We start from the raw sequence: 17,352 nt of genomic DNA on the forward strand, positions 1-17,352 counted from the left end.
GCAGCGATGAACCAAAAAATAGTTTTTGACTTTCGGCAGATCAAAACAGTTGAAGACTTTTATTTGCAATTTTCACAACGGTTCTCGCTGCCAAATTGGTTTGGTCACAATCTTGATGCCCTTTGGGATATGGTCTCTGCGGGGCTAGAGCTGCCTATTACCATTGTTTTTAGCCACATGACATCAACTCAGCGGATAGAATTCTCGGATATTATTGATGTAATGAATGATGCACAAGATATGTGGGAAGATGAGTTTATTTTCGCCCTAGATATAACGAAAAATTCTAAATAACCATTAAACTATGCATGGTATAGTATATGCCAACTGATTAGGGTTATGGAGAAATAAAAATGGCAAATGACGTTTCTCAAAATGAGTCATTGAAAGGTAAGAAGTTTGTCATTGTGCATGGTTATACCGCTTCACCAGAAAAAAACTGGTTTCCATGGTTAAAGGCTGAGTTAGCGTCGTTAGGCGCGTTAGTGTATGTACCTGAAATGCCTGAACCGCTATCACCCGAGCCATTAAAGTGGCAACAACATCTCAAAAACTTAGCAATTGAGATTGATGAAAATACCCTATTTATTGGGCATAGCCTAGGGTGTGTGACCGTATTGCGCTTTTTAGAGCAGCAGGTTGCAAAAGGCAATAAAGTCGGTGGCTATATTTTAGTAGCGGGTTTTGATCAGGAGCAAAGCACACTACCTGAATTAAAGCCTCACACGTTGAGCCGATTAGATTACCCATATTTAATTGATATAGCAGATAAAAGGATTTCAATTATCTCTACCAATGATTGGGTCGTTTCACCACAATCATCACAAACACTCGCCAAGGCATTACAAACCGAAGTGATTATTGAGGAAGAAGCTGGGCATTTCCTTGATAGAGAAGGGTATACAGAATTCCCAACATTACTTCACTCAATAAAAACTCAATTTAACTGAATATAAAATCAGGCTGATTGAAGTCAACCAGCCTGATTTTATTAATCTTCAAGTGGCTCGCCCCGTAAGAGGGCTGCAAATCTTGCCTTGGCTTCGTTATCCGGCTCAATGGCATGACATTGAGTCAGCAATGGCTCTAAGTCTTGAGGCCAATCTTCTCTTTTCCAATTCGCTAATGCCCTAAGAGCCATATTACGGTTACGCACTACAGGGCTTTGCAACCCACAGAGGATCATAGATAAACCGACACCAGGAAAACGCGGTAATTCTTGTAAAATAAAATCAAGTTTTCCATGTTGTGCATAGCCAGCACCAAGACCAAGGCTATCACTCGGCCCTGTCGATATTGCTTCTAATGGGAGCTGCTGCTCTGCTAAGGCTATCACTTGTTTGACTTGGTCTATATCGTTCGTTTTCATTAACTCAAACCACAAATCATTCTCAGGATGATTTAACTGTTTTTCGTATAGATAAGGGAAGATATCTTGACCACGGGCTCTGGCTATACTGGTGCTATTACGGAATAAGATATCATCATCACTATTTAAACCTTGAGCGATTAATTTATCCCATATAGGGTTATCCAATATAGTTTGTGCTAATGAAGTGATGGCTGTGCTATTTTCAAATTTCTCGCTATTTTCTTGAAAATAATCATTAATGCCGAGTACAGTAAAATAATAGTCTAATAAATAATCTTGTTCTAAAATGCGGCTCAAGTAATTGAAGCAACAACGAAAAGCATCATCATAGTCATTGATATCACGTGCCGGTCCACCGCCTAGCAACGCTTGAATAATATCGGATGAGGCTACTAATAATTGGCTATCATTTTGTGTTTCTAATGCATCTGCCAAGTGGCAATAGGTTGCACAGTGCCAAGCGGTATATTCAACCATAACACTATTTTGATAGCCTGTAGTCAGTATCCATTGCTTGGTTTCCTCACTTATTTCATCGGGTAGATGTTCAATAAGATGTACGCGCCCCCAGCCTTCAACACGTTTTGCTAACTTTAGCCACATTGCATCATAGTCAGATGTGGATGTGAGCATCGCATGGATTGGGATAATAGTGTAAAGCGTGAATTCATCATGGCAAGCAAGACAATAAAGTGTCTTAAGGCGTTCATCACTTGGAAAAAACACAGTAAAGGAAATGGCCAATTTAACCACATTAGTATCGGGGCTATTGTGGAGTAACCAGTCGGTAAAGGCTTCCAATTTTGGCGCATGGATCTCTTGTTTATCGACGATTAAATGGATTAGATCGTCGATATAAGATAACGGGCTTTGTTCGGCGACTTGCTGATAGAAATGATAAACCGATTCTTTGTCGTTTTTCTCCAGCGCTCTTTTTAGTGAAGTGTAAATTTCGCTAGCAGTGATTTCAGAAGCCCCCATTCCGTGGTGGCTGAATACACCATCTTCAGCGCCATTAGCCCAACGAATTGTATTTTCATCGACTTCAGTTGTATCTGGGAGCTCAGACAGTGATTCAGGGAGTGGGGATAATTCGTTTATCCAAGGCAATAAATGCTGATAGATTGGCGTGATATTCGTATTCCAAACGACAGGATAATTTTCTTGTCCTTTTTTAAAAAGAGAGGCTAACCATTTTTTCATTTTTGATAACATCCTATTGTGTTTGAATTATGGGTTTTTATATTGAATAAGCCAATAAAATGTTTTTTTAATCATAAAATAGATAACACGGTAGGTTCGATGTTGGCTCAATCAATTTTGTGATAAAACCTTCTTTAAGGGTAATTAAAAAAGGTTTCACTTATCGTCATTTCTTACGGGATAAACTCGCTGAGATAACTTGGAACAATATCTTTAAGTATCTCAATTAATTGCGGGTCCATGTATTGATACTCATCAGGAATATCGAGTACATAAAGTGATTTGTGTTCGAGTAGGCGAGTAAAATTGGCTTTTAGCCGATCTTTATGTTTTTGTTCCATGACAAAAATAACATCAGCCCAACGGAGCAAATCTGCGGTAATTCGGCGTCTTGCATTGCTACTGGTGCCAGCAGAGCGTACCGACCAGCTTGGATGGTGGCGCCAAATTTGCTCTGCGGTTGGGCTACGCCATTGGTTACGACTACAAATAAATAAAATATTCATTTACTGTTATGTATTTCCTCCAAACCTTTCAGAGCAAGCTGTCTGTTACTGATTTGGGGGTATGCCATACCTAGCTGTGTCGCGCGAATAATTTTTTCCTACGCCCATACATCTGTTTCCAGTTTTTCTCAGCGGGAAAGCGATCTCGTTTTTTTCGCGGCGAGTGGATTCTATTTTTGGCTCTACGCCATGCTCGATTTCTTGAATTATCCATATCTTCCACATAAGGTTATCGGGGATAGCAGCCGCGATAATACGGGTAAGAATATGATTAACGTCAGTATCATACGGAGACATTGTATGACTATCAAGCAAATTCAAGATAGCTAACGTTTTTTAGGATTATTACGTTATTTATATCCTAATAATGATTATTCTACTGTTATTGGGTTTAATCATTTTACATTTATCTCAAGGTTAATGATAATTGAATATTTATGACTAAAGCTAGATTTATTTATAATAAAATAATGCTAAATAAGGTAAGGGAAATGAATTTTTTTGAAAGAATAAACATCAGTTTTTCCGATTGTGTTAAAAAATACCATCTCGAGTTTCTACCTAGTTATCTTGAGGATTATTATAACGGTCGACTTTTACGGGTCAAAGAAAGTGTCACATTGGACTCTTTAGAAATTGATGATATAGACGAGATGGGAGGGACTATTATTCTTTTTGAAAAAGACCTTATTATCGAAAATGCGTTAACTCAAAGTAATGTAGATTATGGTCCAACCGTTATTGTAAAAGGGAATGTATCAGCTAAGAACATAGCATTTGGGGGAGCTTGTATTATCATCAAGGGGGATGTGACCGTTGAGCAAACCATGATAGGAATTTATAATCATGGAGTGATAAATATAACAGGTAAAGTCACAGCGGAATATATTATTTCGGATGACCACTGTTTTTCAATCTATGATAAGGGGAGTAAAGGTATCTTTTTAGGTTTCCAAGATTTAAGGTATCATGCAAAAGACGTATTATCTGGAAAGTATTATGATGACGCCGAAGAAAATATCAAAATAGATAAAATCATTGAGGCGATAAAAAAAGGTAATTCGATTAAGAAAAATGGTAATATAGTAAGTCAAGTTCAGAAGGCAATAGATAAGTTTAAAGCATCAAAAAATGCTAAACTTAATTTGTCTAACCTAAATCTTACAGAAATACCCGAAGAAATATTTCAGCTTGAAAATATTAAAGAGCTAGATTTATCAAATAATCCGCTAAAAGAATTATCGTTGAAGGGAATGCAGACTGACCATTTAAAATCCATTAATTTAGCGTACTGCTCGTTGACTGAATTTCCAATAGATATATTAAATATCAATCAGATAGAATCCATTGATTTAAGTTTTAACACTATTTCAAGTTTACCCGAAGAACTACCTGTACTCAATCAATTGAAAAAACTATTGTTAAGCCATTGTAATTTTACCGAGTTCCCTTGTATTTTATATCAGGTAGTCAATTTAGAATATTTAGATCTTGGTTTTCAAGATGAAGAAACCTTATTTCTTATCGACAAAGCACTTCAAAGTTTAAAGGTGTTACTGCTATCGGGTAATGCAAATATCAATATTACTGCACCACAACCCAAATTATATGAACTGAATATCAGCCATTGTCTAATGGATACTTTTCCAATTGCATTAACCAAGTCAACACATCTTACACACTTGGATATGAGTTATAATTATAAAATGAGATGGCTACCTGATGAGTTTTCTGAGTTAAAAAAATTAAAAAAACTCTCTTTTTCAATTCTCTATATGGAAGAAAGTCATATCAATATTTTACAAAAACTTCCTAAGCTACAATATATCGCTAATTTTCTAAAGAGTGATAATCCGTTCTATGGTAATCAGGTGGCTCAAGCACTATTAGCCGTCAAAAATTGGAATACATTGGTTATTGATAGTGTCTTAGAAGATCAAACAATTATTGATGCAATCGTACTCAGAGAGAACCTTAAAAAATTCATTATGGGTGAATATGAAGTTGATATAAAAGAAGCAAGGCAATGTTTAGGGGTTAGTTTTTAATCTATTTTTGACATCATCCCCTATAGCATATTGTGAGTGGTATAGGGGATGGTGATTTAAGCGCTTTCGGACAGCTCTTTTAAATATTGAAAAACTTGGCGGAAGGCTTTTGGTGGCTTATTGCCTTCACGCTCTTTTTTAGCGTTACGTACCAATGCCCTAAGTTGTTGTCTATCTGTATGGGGAAACAGAGCAACGACTTCTTCGATAACATCATCACCATTTTCAATAAGGCGTGTACGCAGGTCTTCAAGCTTATGCAGAATGACAACTTGCTGATTATGGCGATTTTTCAGTTTATCTAAAGCCTCTGTGATGGGGTCAACGTCTCGAGAGCGTAGCAACTTACCAATATATTGTAGTTGGCGACGACGACCTTCACGCTTGATTTTTTGTGCCAGTTCAATGGCATCGAGTAACTGAGCATCAAGTGGAATGCGCTCAAGTTCATTTTTGCTTAATTCAACAAGTTCGGCCCCCAGTTTTTTGAGAACTTCAGCATCGCGTTTAATTTCGCTTTTACTGACCCAAATGATCTCATCATCGTCTTCATCTTGCGGCGCTGGGACATCATCCAGCCAGTCTTCAGGCTGTTTGGCCATATATCGATTTCCTTTTTACAGAACGCAGCGTGTAATTGCATGACCTGCCGCGTTGTGGATGTTAACATTCATATATTATGTATTGTAACTGGGAAAAAGCCCTGATGACACCCGACATTTGTGAGTTGGTGTAAAAAAAGCCGGGTTTCCCCCATTTTATGTGGATTGAATCGATGAATTTAACTGAACAAGTCAGCGAACAACGTAAAAATTTAGAAGAGGCGGTTGCACGGGCGCTTCATTTTGCAAAAAGTCGTTGTGATGCCGCTGAAGTTGCTGTGAACAAAAGCACTGGAATTAGTGTCAGTACCCGTCAAGGAGAAGTCGAAAATGTTGAATTCAATAGTGATGGCGCACTTGGGATCACCGTTTATCACAACCAACGTAAAGGGAGCGCCTCTTCAACAGATTTAAGCCCCGAAGCGATTGAGCGTACAGTGCAAGCTGCGGTAGACATTGCCCGTTACACATCGGAAGACCCATGTGCAGGCCCTGCTGAGAAGTCACTATTAGCCTTTGATGCCCCTGATTTACAACTATTCCAAGCCAGTAATATCACTCCTGAAGAAGCAATTAAATTGGCGTCACAAGCGGAAATGTCGGCACTTAAGGTTGACCCGCGTATTGTGAATACGGAAGGGGGAAGCTTTAATGGTCATTATGGCGTGCGGGTTTTTGGTAACTCTCACGGTATGCTACAAAGCTATTGCTCAAGCCGTTATTCGATGTCAAGTTGTGTGATCGCAGAGCAAAATGGTGAAATGGAACGTGATTATGCTTATACCATCGGGCGCAGCTTAAGTGCTTTGAAATCGCCTGAATGGGTGGGGCAAGAGTGCGCTCGTCGTACATTGGCACGCCTCTCACCGAGAAAGCTGCCAACGATGAAGGCACCTGTTATTTTTGCTGCTGAAGTGGCGACAGGGTTGTTTGGTCATCTTGTTGGGGCAATTAGTGGAAGTAGTATTTACCGCAAATCTTCTTTTCTACTCGATAGCTTAGGTAAGCAAATTTTACCTGATTGGTTAACCATCACTGAACAGCCGCATTTAATCGGTGGATTAGCGTCATCGCCATTCGACAGTGAAGGGGTTCGCACCACTGAGCGCAATATTATTGAAAATGGTGTGTTGCAAACGTGGCTAATGACCTCTTATTCAGCCAGAAAGTTAGGCTTACAAAGTACAGGGCATGCTGGAGGGATCCATAACTGGCGTATTGCTGGTCAGGGGCTGTCATTCGAAGCATTGCTAAAACAAATGGGAACAGGACTGGTTGTTACTGAACTGATGGGGCAAGGGGTCAGTGGGATCACCGGAGATTATTCACGTGGTGCTTCCGGTTTTTGGGTGGAAAATGGTGAGATCCAATATCCTGTCAGCGAGATCACAATAGCAGGTAATTTAAAAGATATGTGGGCAAATATCGTCACGATTGCCGATGATATTGAAACTCGCAGTAATATTCAGTGTGGCTCTGTATTGTTACCTGAAATGAGTATTGCGGGAGAGTAATTTGCTCAAATGAATAAGGCACTCCTTTTGAAGTGCCTTATCAATAAACAGAATAGATTTATTTTTTGCCTGATAAAGTGGCTTCAAGCGCTTTGCCTGCAAAGCCTATCGTGGGAAACCCATTTTTTATTCTGTTAACGTCAGCCTGCTTATTTAATACATTGATGTTATTGCTAAGTTAGGCGATTTTATACCATTAACGATGGTATTCACCCGCGGCTTCTGGCTGATAAATAATTTCGAGTACTCTTACGCGTGTTTCAACACCATTAGGCAATGCCCAACTGATCTCATCATTAACATGCAGACCAAGCAAAGCCGCACCGATTGGCGCCATAACAGAGAGCTGCTCAGCACTATCTTTTAAAGAGGCTGGGTAAACTAAAGTGCGTGTGCGTTCTTCATTGCTAATCAAATCAAGAAAACGCACCGTACTGTTCATTGTGACGACGTCGGCAGGAATTTCCTGTGGTGACAGGATGTCTGCACGATCAAGTTCATCATTCAGTGCGTCAGCAACTGGGGTACCCGCATAAGCTGCTTGTTCCAACAGTGCATCTAGGCGTTCTGCATCTAAATCATTGATAATAATTGTTGGCTTTGTCATACCACACTCCAATAGAGACGTACAAAGCAAACACCCCCCACCCAATAAGGTAGGGGGTGTCGCTGTGATAAAATTGTATAAAATATTAGGCTCTTCAAGCTCCAAAAGGAAGAGATCATGATCACGATCTTTGAGCCAATACTTGTAAAATTATTGATATTTAGTTCATAAATAAATGGTGGATTATACTAGCTTTCATCAAATCCACTTTCGAACAGGTTAATAATCGCGGATAAAGCCTGATCCTCATCAGGGCCGCTAACCTCAATATCAATGGTACTTCCTTGCTCTGAGTCTAACATCAACATCGCAATAACGCTATCGGCCTCAGCCTCAATCTGATTATTATTGCGTAAAATAACCTTAGAGTTAAATTTTTTAACTAATTCATAAAGTAACATTGCCGGCCTAGCATGCATACCAAGCCGGTTTTTTAATGTGATTGTCGCTTTTAAGGTCATTACTTGCGTTTTTCTAGGGTTCTGTGGCGAGATTGCACATTCTTACCACGAGAACGGAAGTAATCAGCTAATTGCTCAGCGACATAGACCGAACGGTGTTTCCCTCCGGTACAGCCGATTGCCACCGTGAGGTAACTACGGTTATTGGTCTCAAGCATAGGCAGCCATAATTCAAGGTAGCTACGTGTTTGATAAATAAAGTTGTGTACCTCTGTGTGCCTATCGAGGAATGCGGCAACAGGGCGATCGAGGCCTGTCATTGGGCGCAATTTCGGATCCCAATGTGGGTTCGGTAAAAAGCGCACATCGAAAACATAGTCTGCATCGATAGGAATACCATGTTTGAAACCAAAAGATTCGAATACCATGGTTAGCTCTCGTTCACGTTTACCCATCAAACGCGTTCTGAGCATCTCGGCTAATTCATGGACTGACATTTCTGAGGTATCAATCACTAAATCAGCGCGTGACCGTAAAGGCTCTAAAAGCTCATTTTCTTCATCGATAGCACTTTCAAGTGACAAGTTTTTGCTCGAAAGTGGATGTAATCTACGAGTATCACTATAGCGGCGAATTAATGTGTTGCGATCGGCATCCAGAAATAGCAATTGCGGCGAAAAGCTAGAAGGTAATCTACCTAAAGCCTCTTCAAAGATTTCTGGGTTGTCAGGCATATTACGCACATCAATGCTCACAGCAGCTGAAATATTACGATCTGCGAGTGAATTGGCCAGTTCTGGAAGCAGCACAACCGGCAGGTTATCCACACAATAGAAACCCATATCTTCCAGCGCACGTAAGGCAACGGATTTTCCCGAACCGGAACGGCCGCTGACAATCATCAGCACCATGAGCTAACTCCCTTTTGTTTCTTTTCGGTGATCATAGGACCCCGATAGTTGAATAGATCGTTTGCTTACTTATCAGAACATCACAGTCTATGTCAGTACAGCTATATAGAAAATATCAAAATTTCATAGACATGTAACCCTGTGATGACGAAGTTATTTAATTATAGGCTACTCAGTAATAATACTATATAACTCTGCATCGCTTTGTGCCGATCTCAGACGCTTACAAAGAGATTTGTCGGCTAATTTTTTCGCGATTAATGATAAAGTGTGTAGATGCGTTTTACACTGATCTGCGGGCACTAATAGCGCAAAAAGCAGATCAACAGGTTGGTTATCAATGGCATCGAAGGCGATTGGCTCTTCCAGATGCAAAAAAACACCAACAGCTTGTGTATGTTCACCTTCTGCTAGCTTGCCGTGAGGGATGGCGATTCCTCCGCCAATACCTGTTGTTCCTACTTTTTCTCTGGTGAGTAAAGCTTCAAATACCGTGTTTTCCGGTAATCCCAACTCTGCGGCAGCCAGTTCACTAATAATCTCAAGTGCTCTTTTTTTACTAGTACAAGTAAGGTTATTGCGTGTACAAGCTGAAGATAATACGGCGCTTAATTGGATTTCTATATCACTGTTCATTTTATTGTTCACTTAGGACTACAAAACCAGATGGTGTATGCCACCATCTGGTTTAAGCCATTTATTAGTTATACACCACAGTATGATTTGGGATTGTTGTTAACAAACTGGGAACGCATACTGTTGTTCGCATTGTTTCATACGTTGAAAACCAACCGTTTGGCTTTCGACGCTTATTTTTACAATCCCTAATGACCGCCACTAAACATTGAAGGTCTGGTGAAGGCCTGAAATCAACCTGTGATTTCACCATAAATGTATTAGTGTTGTCTCAGTTTTTCTTTATGTTTAGTTAATTGGCGTGACAGTTTGTCTACCAGTTGGTCAATTGCAGCGTACATATCACTTTCTTCCGCTGACGCATGGAGTTCAGCACCATTAACCTGCACAGTTGCTTCAGCAATTTGCTGAACTTTTTCAACTTTCAGAATGACTTGAATACCGTTAATGCGATCAAACAATTGTTCCAATTTTCTGATCTTTTTCTCAACAGTTTCACGTAATGCAGGGGTGACTTCAATATTGTGTCCAGTAATCTGAAATTCCATACAACCTTCCTTATTTTATCAATTAAACCAACTGTTTGCGTTGGTTTGAGGGCGGAATAGATAACGATTCACGGTACTTAGCGACAGTTCGACGTGCAACCTGAATGCCCTGTTCGGCTAGCATGCTTGTCAATTTACTGTCACTTAATGGTTTTGCTGGGTTTTCAGCAGCAACCAGTTTTTTCACTAACGCACGTATTGCCGTTGAAGAGGCTTCACCTCCTGTATCGGTACTGACGTGGCTAGAGAAAAAATACTTCAACTCGAAAATTCCTCGCGGGCTATGGAGAAACTTTTGAGTTGTCACTCTCGAAATCGTTGATTCGTGCATATCCACTTGATAAGCAATATCTGCCAATATCATGGGTTTCATGTACTCTTCACCGAACTCAAAGAATTCTTGTTGTTGCTCTACAATACAAGTCGCCACTTTTAACAAAGTTTCATTACGGCTTTCTAAGCTTTTTATCAGCCATTTGGCATCTTGTAAGTGACTACGAATATATTGTGAATCACTTTCGTTCACGGAATCTTTTATCAAAGAAGCATAGTGATTATTGATACCTAATTTAGGGATGCTATCTGTATTTAATTCAACTTGCCAGTGCCCGTTGATTTTTTTCACCAAAACATCGGGAATAACATATTCCGACTCTCCGGTATTGATAGATTGGCCCGGTTTAGGGTTCAACGTCAATATCAGGTCAATAGCGGTTTTTAAAGCATCCTCTTTTAGACGGGTGAGTTTACTGAGCTGGCGAAAATCACGATTAGCCAGTAAATCAATATGTTGACTAATAATCAACCGAGCCTCATCTAGCCCGTCAGTATCTTTTGGGTAAAGGGATAGCTGGATAAATAAGCACTCTTTTAGATCTTGTGCTGCCACACCAAGCGGATCAAAATGCTGAATGCGTTTTAAAACAGCGACCACTTCTTCAAGTGTGATATCTGGGTTATTGATACCTTCGTGGATCTCTTTTATTGGCGTTGTCAGATAGCCAGAATCATCAATTGAGTCAATAATCGCGGTAGCAATCGCTCTGTCTGTGTCTGTAAAAGGCGTTAATTCAGATTGCCATAACAAATAGTCTTGCAGCGTTTGTGTGGTTTCCCCTTGATAGACGGGTAACTCATCAAAGCTATAGTCATTATTTGTACCCGATGGCGTACCCGCAGTATAAATTTCATCCCAATTCGCATCCAAAGGAAGCTCATCTGGCATATCACTTTTTTCAAGGGCATCTTTAGTATCGATTTCACTGCTGTCAGTATGAATATCGAGACTATCAAGGGAGTCTAAGTCAGAGGTGTTTTCTTCTTGTTCCAGAAGCGGGTTAGTTTCTAGGGCGAGTTGGATCTCTTGTTGTAGCTCAAGCGTAGAAAGTTGCAACAGACGGATAGCCTGTTGCAATTGAGGAGTCATTGCAAGTTGTTGACTGATTCTGAGCTGCAAACTTTGCTTCATGAATGTGCTTTTATCTCCACCTCAATTGAATGCTTAACCAATGACTTACAACCGGAAACCTTCCCCTAAATATACCCGTTTTACTTGTTCGTTTTCTAGGATCATTTCAGGTGTGCCATGAGCAATTAAGTGCCCTTGACTGACAATATAGGCTCTTTCACAAACATCGAGCGTTTCACGTACGTTATGGTCAGTGATGAGTACTCCTAAGCCATAATCACGTAAATGTTGGATAATTTTTTTAATATCTAATACCGAAATCGGGTCAACACCTGCAAACGGTTCATCTAATAGAATAAATTTCGGGTTTGCTGCTAATGCACGAGCAATCTCTACGCGGCGACGTTCCCCACCAGACAACGATTGGCCAATGCTATCACGCAAATGGGTAATGCTAAATTCTTCCATTAACTCTTCTGCACGCTCTTTGCGTTGCTCAGTGTTGAGGTCATGGCGTATTTCTAGCACTGCCATTAGATTATCATAAACACTCAAGCGACGGAAAATCGACGCCTCTTGAGGAAGATAGCCAATACCACGGCGCGCACGTTCATGAAGCGGAAGGAGACTAATATCTTCACCATCAATGGTAATTTTGCCTGCATCCCGCTGGACGATGCCGACGACCATATAAAAGGTGGTCGTTTTTCCCGCACCATTAGGGCCCAAAAGACCAACAATTTCGCCAGATTTCACCTCAAGGCTAACATCTTCAACGACCTTGCGTTTTTTATAGGCTTTTGCCAGATTCTCTGCGGTTAATGTCGCCATAACGATTATTTACTCTTTCCGTTGTTTGCCGCTGGGCCTTTTTCTTGTAGCTGTGATGGCAATAATACTGTCGTGACACGTTTCCCTTTATCACTAAACGCTTCCATTTGCTGCGTTGGCACGATATAGGTGATCTTATCACCTTTAATATTACTGTCTAACTGCTCAAGATAAGCATTGCCAGTTAATGTGAGGAGCTCTTTATCCACCTCATAGCGTGCTTTTGACGCTCGGCCTTTAATTGGCTTACCATCATCTTGTAATTGATAGAAGGTCACTGGGTTACCAAACGCTTCTATCGTAATTTTATCTGAATTACTGCTAGGGCGCGTCACAACCACCTTATTTGCTCGGATATCAATAGAGCCTTGCTTAATAACGACATCATCAGTAAATGTGGTGACATTTTTTTCTAAATCAAGGGATTGCTTGACTGAATTAATCGTCATTGGCTGTTGCGTGTCAGTTTTTAATGCAGAAGCTGGTACGCTAAGAGCAAAAATTGCGCTGGCAACGGCTCCTTGAATAAAACGCTTTTTATTTACTTGATTCATTTTTTTGCTCTTCTTTTTGTAGCACGTAATGTGTTTTTACATCTTCAATTAACTCTGCGGTTCTTGAGCGCAGGTTACCGCGCATTTTTAGACCGGTAGAATTAAGGCCTTGCCCGATAATAGTGACTTTGTCATCTGATGAAACATCTTGTGTTATCAGGTTAACGACGGCACTTTGGGTTGAAATCCGTTGGATTTGGGAATCCGGGCTTAAACTATCGGCCTGTACATCGTTATACAGATAGAGCACTCTATCATTTGTTAACTTGGCTTTTAGCGCCCGTACAGTCCAAGTGGGTACACCGACTTCGTTGTATGTTGTTAAAACAGGGTTAGCAAACCAAGTGATTTTTTCAGCCGTATAATTATCAATTTTATCTGATACTAATTTATAGGCCAAATCACCCGCTGGATTATAGACAAATGTCACTGAATCATCGGTTTGATAATTAGGTTGGCTGTTATCAAGGACACTGTTTGTGGGCGTGTCTGTGTCAAGACCGGCAAGGTTCCAGCCGATCAGACCAAGTGCTATCAATGATAACAGGATAATTAACCACTTTTTAGCGTTACTCATGGGTGTCTTTATTCTTTAAATCGATAAGCCTTTAGCTTCTTCCAGTTTATTTTGCGCTAGAAGGATGAGGTCGCAAAGTTCACGTACCGCCCCTTTACCCCCACCAAGACGTGTGACGTAATCTGCCTTTGGTAGTAATAATGGATGTGCATCAGCAACCGCTGCCGATAGCCCAACTTTTGCCATAACAGGCCAATCAATAAGGTCATCCCCAATATAGGCCGCTTCTTCTTCTGTTATCTTCAGTGTATCTAACAGTTCATGATACGCCAAAAGCTTATCGCTTTGACCTTGGTAAAGATATGTAATCCCTAATGTCTTCGCGCGATCTTCAAGCAATTTGGCTTTTCGACCGGTGATAATCGCCACTTCGATACCAGAGGTGAGTAAGCAGCGAATACCGTATCCATCACGGACATTGAAGGCTTTGAGTTCTTCGCCGTTATTACCCATATAAATCAGTCCGTCAGACATAACGCCATCGACATCACAGATTAATAATTTAACTTTAGCGGCTTTCTGCAATACTGTCTCGGCGACTGGGCCATAACAGGTATCCTGATAGTGCGGATCCATAATCATTCCTTTTTATACCACGCCTGCTTGTAAGAGGTCGTGCATATGCAAGACACCCACTAATTTATTACCTTCAGCAACCATTAACGAAGTAATATGTTTAGACTGCATTAGGTTGAGTGCTTCTACTGCTAGCATATTCTGTGACACTCTAATTCCACCACGGGTCATTACATCGGCGATTTTGGCATTATTAAGATCGATGCCCATGTCGAAAATACGACGCAAATCACCGTCGGTAAAAATACCAGCAATATTCATTTCGTCATCACAAATAACCGTCATCCCCAATTTTTTGCGAGTAATCTCAATTAAAGCTTCACGTAACGTTGCTGTTTGAGGAATATGCGGAATATCATCGCCAACGTTCATTAAATCACGAACTAGTAGTAAAAGTTTGCGCCCTAGTGCGCCACCTGGGTGGGAAAGGGCGAAATCTTCTGGCGTAAAGCCTCTTGCCGTCAGTAGCGCAATAGCTAAAGCATCCCCCATTACCAGCGTTGCTGTTGTACTGGTGGTTGGTGCAAGTCCCAGTGGGCAAGCTTCTTTTGGTACTTTGATGCATAGATGGATATCTGCATATTTGCCCATACTGCTATTGGGATTATTGGTCATACAGATCAGCGGAACTTTAATTCGCTTTAAAACAGGCAGCAGCGCAAGGATCTCACTTGACTCTCCTGAATTAGAAATCGCCAATACAATATCTTTATTGGTGATCATCCCTAAGTCACCATGGCTGGCTTCTCCGGGGTGAACAAAGAAAGAAGGGGTACCTGTGCTGGCTAATGTTGCTGCAATTTTTCGCCCAATATGTCCCGATTTCCCCATGCCCATCACAACAACCTTCCCTTGGCAGGCAAAAATGCGCTGGCAAGCGTGAGTAAAGTCATCGTTGATATATTGTTCTAAGTTTTTTAGGCCTTCACTTTCGATATGGAGAACTTCTTTGCCTACTTGCTGAAAATCGATGTTTGACATTTTCTGTTCCATGCGTAGCTTTTCAGTTAATCGGATTAGCGAGCGCGAATTGTATAACGAATACTTACTATCAGTAAGTGCTTTGTCAAATTAGTCGAATATTCATTGTACTTTAATGAATACTAACGGTGTTGTGATTAACAAAAACTTAAGTCAAAGAGCGCTTTGCATTTATTAGCATCATAAACCAAATAAAAGATGATAAACTTTAGTATTCTCAAACGATAACAAATTTTTAAAGTCTAAGAGCTATCTGCTTTAATTGCGTAAAAATCTGGTTAACTATAAGTCGTTGAACTGTTTTATGTTCCTTTTAGTTATATAAATACACATTTTGAACATCAACAGACATATTTCGAACGTTATAATACTATAAATACAATCAGATGCGATATTAGACGATTTTCGGTTTATCTTTCTGTAAGATCGTGCTCTTGGTGCGTCTAAAAGACAAAATTCATGGTGTAATGAGCTATCAAACAAATGCAAGCACAGACAGACAACTTAATTGAAGTACGTAACATGTCTTTTACCCGTGGTAGTCGGAAAATATTCGAGGATATTAACCTAACCGTACCACGCGGTAAGATAACGGCAATTATGGGGCCTTCAGGGATTGGTAAAACCACCTTATTACGTCTCATTGGTGGTCAGCTACGCCCAGAACAAGGTGAAATTTGGTTTGATGGTGATAATATTCCAGCGTTATCACGTTCAAAATTGTACCAGTCGCGTAAAAAGATGAGCATGCTTTTCCAGTCTGGTGCGCTGTTTACGGATATGAATGTGTTCAATAACGTCGCATTTCCGCTGCGTGAACATACCAACTTACCCGAGTCATTGATCCACACAACGGTGATGATGAAACTAGAGGCGGTTGGTTTGCGTGGTGCTGCGAAATTGATGCCTTCAGAGTTATCAGGCGGGATGGCAAGACGAGCTGCACTAGCTCGAGCGATTGCACTTGATCCTGAACTGATCATGTTTGATGAGCCTTTCGTTGGGCAAGACCCCATTACGATGGGAGTTTTGGTCAAATTGATTGATGAGCTTAATCAGGCGTTAGGCGTGACTTGTGTTGTGGTTTCTCATGATGTTCCTGAAGTACTGAGCATTGCGGATAAAGCCTATATTGTGGCTCAGCAGCATGTGATTGCGAAAGGAACGGGGGATGAACTACGTAACAACCAAGACCCGCGTGTTAGGCAGTTTTTAGATGGTATTGCTGACGGGCCTGTACCGTTCCGTTTCCCCGCCAATGATTATCTGGCTGATTTATTAGGGTAAAATAAGATGATAGTAGAGGCAATTGCTGCCCTCGGACGTCGGTGGATTGAAATTTTTTCGGCCTTTGGGCGAGCGGGTTATATGCTATTTCGCTCATTAATTGGGAAACCTGAGTTTTCCAAGCAGTGGCCATTATTAATTAAGCAGTTATATGCTGTTGGTGTGCAATCACTCTTGATTGTCGCTGTCTCAGGGCTATTTATTGGTATGGTGCTTGGGTTACAGGGCTATTTAGTTCTGACAACGTTTAGCGCGGAAGCCAGCCTTGGTATGATGGTGGCACTATCTTTGTTGCGTGAACTTGGTCCGGTTGTGACAGCCCTTTTGTTTGCAGGGCGGGCAGGCTCTGCATTGACGGCTGAAATTGGCTTAATGAAAGCAACAGAACAAATTTCTAGCCTTGAAATGATGGCGGTGGATCCTCTTCGTCGAGTGATAGCACCGCGTTTTTGGGCTGGTTTTATTAGCATGCCATTGCTATCACTGATATTTGTTGCAGTAGGTATCCTAGGTGGTGCATTGGTTGGCGTTGATTGGAAAGGGATTGATGAAGGGTTCTTTTGGGCCTCAATGCAATCCTCCGTTGATTGGCGGATGGACATTGTAAATTGCTTTATCAAGAGCTTAGTGTTTGCCATAACGGTGACTTGGATTGCGTTGTTCAACGGCTATGACGCTATCCCAACATCGGAAGGGATTAGCCAAGCGACAACACGAACCGTGGTCCATGCATCGTTAGCGGTTCTTGGTCTAGATTTTGTACTTACAGCACTGATGTTTGGGAACTAAG

General features: G+C 40.8%; 20 protein-coding genes. 6 read left to right on the forward strand and 14 right to left on the reverse strand.

Annotated elements, in window-relative coordinates:
- Positions 1-6: 6 nt before the first annotated feature.
- Together PR709_RS15135 and PR709_RS15140 are read left to right on the forward strand one after the other, a co-directional pair.
- Positions 7-294: a barstar family protein gene (locus PR709_RS15135; protein ID WP_004925519.1), complete on the forward strand. Its 288-nt coding sequence runs from the start codon at positions 7-9 to the stop codon at positions 292-294.
- Positions 295-353: 59 nt separating this feature from the next.
- Positions 354-950, forward strand: a complete 597-nt coding sequence (locus PR709_RS15140) for an RBBP9/YdeN family alpha/beta hydrolase (RefSeq protein WP_014657567.1) — start codon at positions 354-356, stop codon at positions 948-950.
- A 41-nt stretch (positions 951-991) separates the two neighbouring features.
- Here PR709_RS15140 and PR709_RS15145 read toward each other — a convergent pair whose 3' ends face one another.
- Together PR709_RS15145 and PR709_RS15150 are read right to left on the reverse strand one after the other, a co-directional pair.
- Positions 992-2,575 carry a hypothetical protein gene (locus tag PR709_RS15145; protein WP_225829603.1) on the reverse strand — a complete coding sequence of 528 codons (1,584 nt, stop codon included), beginning with the start codon at positions 2,573-2,575 and terminating at the stop codon, positions 992-994.
- Positions 2,576-2,748: 173 nt separating this feature from the next.
- Complete coding sequence (locus PR709_RS15150) at positions 2,749-3,081, reverse strand: low molecular weight protein tyrosine phosphatase family protein (RefSeq protein WP_004925512.1); 333 nt, start codon at positions 3,079-3,081, stop codon at positions 2,749-2,751.
- Between the two features lie 437 nt (positions 3,082-3,518).
- Here PR709_RS15150 and PR709_RS15155 point away from each other — a divergent pair, with 437 nt between their 5' ends.
- Positions 3,519-5,129 (forward strand): leucine-rich repeat domain-containing protein, encoded by a 1,611-nt coding sequence (locus tag PR709_RS15155; RefSeq protein WP_272570971.1) that lies wholly within the window; start codon positions 3,519-3,521, stop codon positions 5,127-5,129.
- A gap of 56 nt (positions 5,130-5,185) precedes the next feature.
- Here the strand turns inward: PR709_RS15155 and yjgA are convergent, their stop codons facing one another.
- Positions 5,186-5,731: a ribosome biogenesis factor YjgA gene (yjgA, locus tag PR709_RS15160; protein ID WP_004925504.1), complete on the reverse strand. Its 546-nt coding sequence runs from the start codon at positions 5,729-5,731 to the stop codon at positions 5,186-5,188.
- A 173-nt stretch (positions 5,732-5,904) separates the two neighbouring features.
- Between yjgA and pmbA the strand changes: the two genes are divergently transcribed.
- A complete protein-coding gene (gene pmbA, locus PR709_RS15165) occupies positions 5,905-7,245 on the forward strand; it encodes a metalloprotease PmbA (RefSeq protein ID WP_014657572.1) in 1,341 nt (446 codons plus the stop codon).
- A gap of 196 nt (positions 7,246-7,441) precedes the next feature.
- Here the strand turns inward: pmbA and rnk are convergent, their stop codons facing one another.
- The 11 genes from rnk to kdsD form a co-directional block, all read right to left on the reverse strand.
- Positions 7,442-7,852 (reverse strand): nucleoside diphosphate kinase regulator, encoded by a 411-nt coding sequence (gene rnk, locus PR709_RS15170; protein WP_004925498.1) that lies wholly within the window; start codon positions 7,850-7,852, stop codon positions 7,442-7,444.
- A 188-nt stretch (positions 7,853-8,040) separates the two neighbouring features.
- A complete protein-coding gene (npr, locus tag PR709_RS15175) occupies positions 8,041-8,313 on the reverse strand; it encodes a PTS phosphocarrier protein NPr (protein WP_004925495.1) in 273 nt (90 codons plus the stop codon).
- Complete coding sequence (rapZ, locus tag PR709_RS15180; protein WP_004925493.1) at positions 8,313-9,164, reverse strand: RNase adapter RapZ; 852 nt, start codon at positions 9,162-9,164, stop codon at positions 8,313-8,315. The genes npr and rapZ overlap by 1 nt, the downstream gene beginning before the upstream one ends.
- A gap of 168 nt (positions 9,165-9,332) precedes the next feature.
- On the reverse strand, positions 9,333-9,800 hold the full coding sequence (gene ptsN / locus PR709_RS15185; RefSeq protein WP_004925489.1) for a PTS IIA-like nitrogen regulatory protein PtsN: 468 nt from the start codon (positions 9,798-9,800) through the stop codon (positions 9,333-9,335).
- A 260-nt stretch (positions 9,801-10,060) separates the two neighbouring features.
- Positions 10,061-10,348, reverse strand: a complete 288-nt coding sequence (gene hpf, locus PR709_RS15190; protein ID WP_004925485.1) for a ribosome hibernation promoting factor — start codon at positions 10,346-10,348, stop codon at positions 10,061-10,063.
- A gap of 22 nt (positions 10,349-10,370) precedes the next feature.
- Positions 10,371-11,816 (reverse strand): RNA polymerase factor sigma-54, encoded by a 1,446-nt coding sequence (gene rpoN, locus PR709_RS15195; protein ID WP_272570972.1) that lies wholly within the window; start codon positions 11,814-11,816, stop codon positions 10,371-10,373.
- Positions 11,817-11,861: 45 nt separating this feature from the next.
- Positions 11,862-12,587 carry an LPS export ABC transporter ATP-binding protein gene (lptB, locus tag PR709_RS15200; protein ID WP_004925481.1) on the reverse strand — a complete coding sequence of 242 codons (726 nt, stop codon included), beginning with the start codon at positions 12,585-12,587 and terminating at the stop codon, positions 11,862-11,864.
- Between the two features lie 5 nt (positions 12,588-12,592).
- Positions 12,593-13,141, reverse strand: coding sequence for a lipopolysaccharide ABC transporter substrate-binding protein LptA (gene lptA, locus PR709_RS15205; RefSeq protein ID WP_004925478.1), 549 nt, complete (start codon positions 13,139-13,141; stop codon positions 12,593-12,595).
- Positions 13,125-13,718 (reverse strand): LPS export ABC transporter periplasmic protein LptC, encoded by a 594-nt coding sequence (lptC, locus tag PR709_RS15210; protein ID WP_004925475.1) that lies wholly within the window; start codon positions 13,716-13,718, stop codon positions 13,125-13,127. Before lptC ends, lptA begins: the two co-directional genes overlap by 17 nt.
- Positions 13,719-13,733: 15 nt before the next feature.
- Positions 13,734-14,294 (reverse strand): 3-deoxy-manno-octulosonate-8-phosphatase KdsC, encoded by a 561-nt coding sequence (gene kdsC, locus PR709_RS15215; protein ID WP_014657574.1) that lies wholly within the window; start codon positions 14,292-14,294, stop codon positions 13,734-13,736.
- Between the two features lie 12 nt (positions 14,295-14,306).
- Positions 14,307-15,275 carry an arabinose-5-phosphate isomerase KdsD gene (kdsD, locus tag PR709_RS15220; protein ID WP_014657575.1) on the reverse strand — a complete coding sequence of 323 codons (969 nt, stop codon included), beginning with the start codon at positions 15,273-15,275 and terminating at the stop codon, positions 14,307-14,309.
- 483 nt (positions 15,276-15,758) lie between these two features.
- Here kdsD and mlaF point away from each other — a divergent pair, with 483 nt between their 5' ends.
- A complete protein-coding gene (gene mlaF, locus PR709_RS15225; protein ID WP_004925466.1) occupies positions 15,759-16,562 on the forward strand; it encodes a phospholipid ABC transporter ATP-binding protein MlaF in 804 nt (267 codons plus the stop codon).
- Between the two features lie 6 nt (positions 16,563-16,568).
- Positions 16,569-17,351 carry a lipid asymmetry maintenance ABC transporter permease subunit MlaE gene (mlaE, locus tag PR709_RS15230; protein ID WP_004925463.1) on the forward strand — a complete coding sequence of 261 codons (783 nt, stop codon included), beginning with the start codon at positions 16,569-16,571 and terminating at the stop codon, positions 17,349-17,351.
- Position 17,352: the final 1 nt, after the last annotated feature.

It is taken from the genome of Providencia sp. PROV267, assembly GCF_028477825.1.
GTDB lineage: Bacteria > Pseudomonadota > Gammaproteobacteria > Enterobacterales > Enterobacteriaceae > Providencia > Providencia stuartii.

Excerpts from the sequence above, each read along its gene's own strand:
- PR709_RS15135 (WP_004925519.1), top strand. The coding sequence starts at position 7 with ATGAACCAAAAAATAGTTTTTGACTTTCGGCAGATCAAAACAGTTGAA.
- PR709_RS15140 (WP_014657567.1), top strand. The coding sequence starts at position 354 with ATGGCAAATGACGTTTCTCAAAATGAGTCATTGAAAGGTAAGAAGTTT.
- PR709_RS15145 (WP_225829603.1), bottom strand. The coding sequence starts at position 2,575 with ATGAAAAAATGGTTAGCCTCTCTTTTTAAAAAAGGACAAGAAAATTAT.
- PR709_RS15150 (WP_004925512.1), bottom strand. The coding sequence starts at position 3,081 with ATGAATATTTTATTTATTTGTAGTCGTAACCAATGGCGTAGCCCAACC.
- PR709_RS15155 (WP_272570971.1), top strand. The coding sequence starts at position 3,519 with ATGACTAAAGCTAGATTTATTTATAATAAAATAATGCTAAATAAGGTA.
- yjgA (WP_004925504.1), bottom strand. The coding sequence starts at position 5,731 with ATGGCCAAACAGCCTGAAGACTGGCTGGATGATGTCCCAGCGCCGCAA.
- pmbA (WP_014657572.1), top strand. The coding sequence starts at position 5,905 with ATGAATTTAACTGAACAAGTCAGCGAACAACGTAAAAATTTAGAAGAG.
- rnk (WP_004925498.1), bottom strand. The coding sequence starts at position 7,852 with ATGACAAAGCCAACAATTATTATCAATGATTTAGATGCAGAACGCCTA.
- npr (WP_004925495.1), bottom strand. The coding sequence starts at position 8,313 with ATGACCTTAAAAGCGACAATCACATTAAAAAACCGGCTTGGTATGCAT.
- rapZ (WP_004925493.1), bottom strand. The coding sequence starts at position 9,164 with ATGGTGCTGATGATTGTCAGCGGCCGTTCCGGTTCGGGAAAATCCGTT.
- ptsN (WP_004925489.1), bottom strand. The coding sequence starts at position 9,800 with ATGAACAGTGATATAGAAATCCAATTAAGCGCCGTATTATCTTCAGCT.
- hpf (WP_004925485.1), bottom strand. The coding sequence starts at position 10,348 with ATGGAATTTCAGATTACTGGACACAATATTGAAGTCACCCCTGCATTA.
- rpoN (WP_272570972.1), bottom strand. The coding sequence starts at position 11,816 with ATGAAGCAAAGTTTGCAGCTCAGAATCAGTCAACAACTTGCAATGACT.
- lptB (WP_004925481.1), bottom strand. The coding sequence starts at position 12,587 with ATGGCGACATTAACCGCAGAGAATCTGGCAAAAGCCTATAAAAAACGC.
- lptA (WP_004925478.1), bottom strand. The coding sequence starts at position 13,141 with ATGAATCAAGTAAATAAAAAGCGTTTTATTCAAGGAGCCGTTGCCAGC.
- lptC (WP_004925475.1), bottom strand. The coding sequence starts at position 13,718 with ATGAGTAACGCTAAAAAGTGGTTAATTATCCTGTTATCATTGATAGCA.
- kdsC (WP_014657574.1), bottom strand. The coding sequence starts at position 14,294 with ATGGATCCGCACTATCAGGATACCTGTTATGGCCCAGTCGCCGAGACA.
- kdsD (WP_014657575.1), bottom strand. The coding sequence starts at position 15,275 with ATGTCAAACATCGATTTTCAGCAAGTAGGCAAAGAAGTTCTCCATATC.
- mlaF (WP_004925466.1), top strand. The coding sequence starts at position 15,759 with ATGCAAGCACAGACAGACAACTTAATTGAAGTACGTAACATGTCTTTT.
- mlaE (WP_004925463.1), top strand. The coding sequence starts at position 16,569 with ATGATAGTAGAGGCAATTGCTGCCCTCGGACGTCGGTGGATTGAAATT.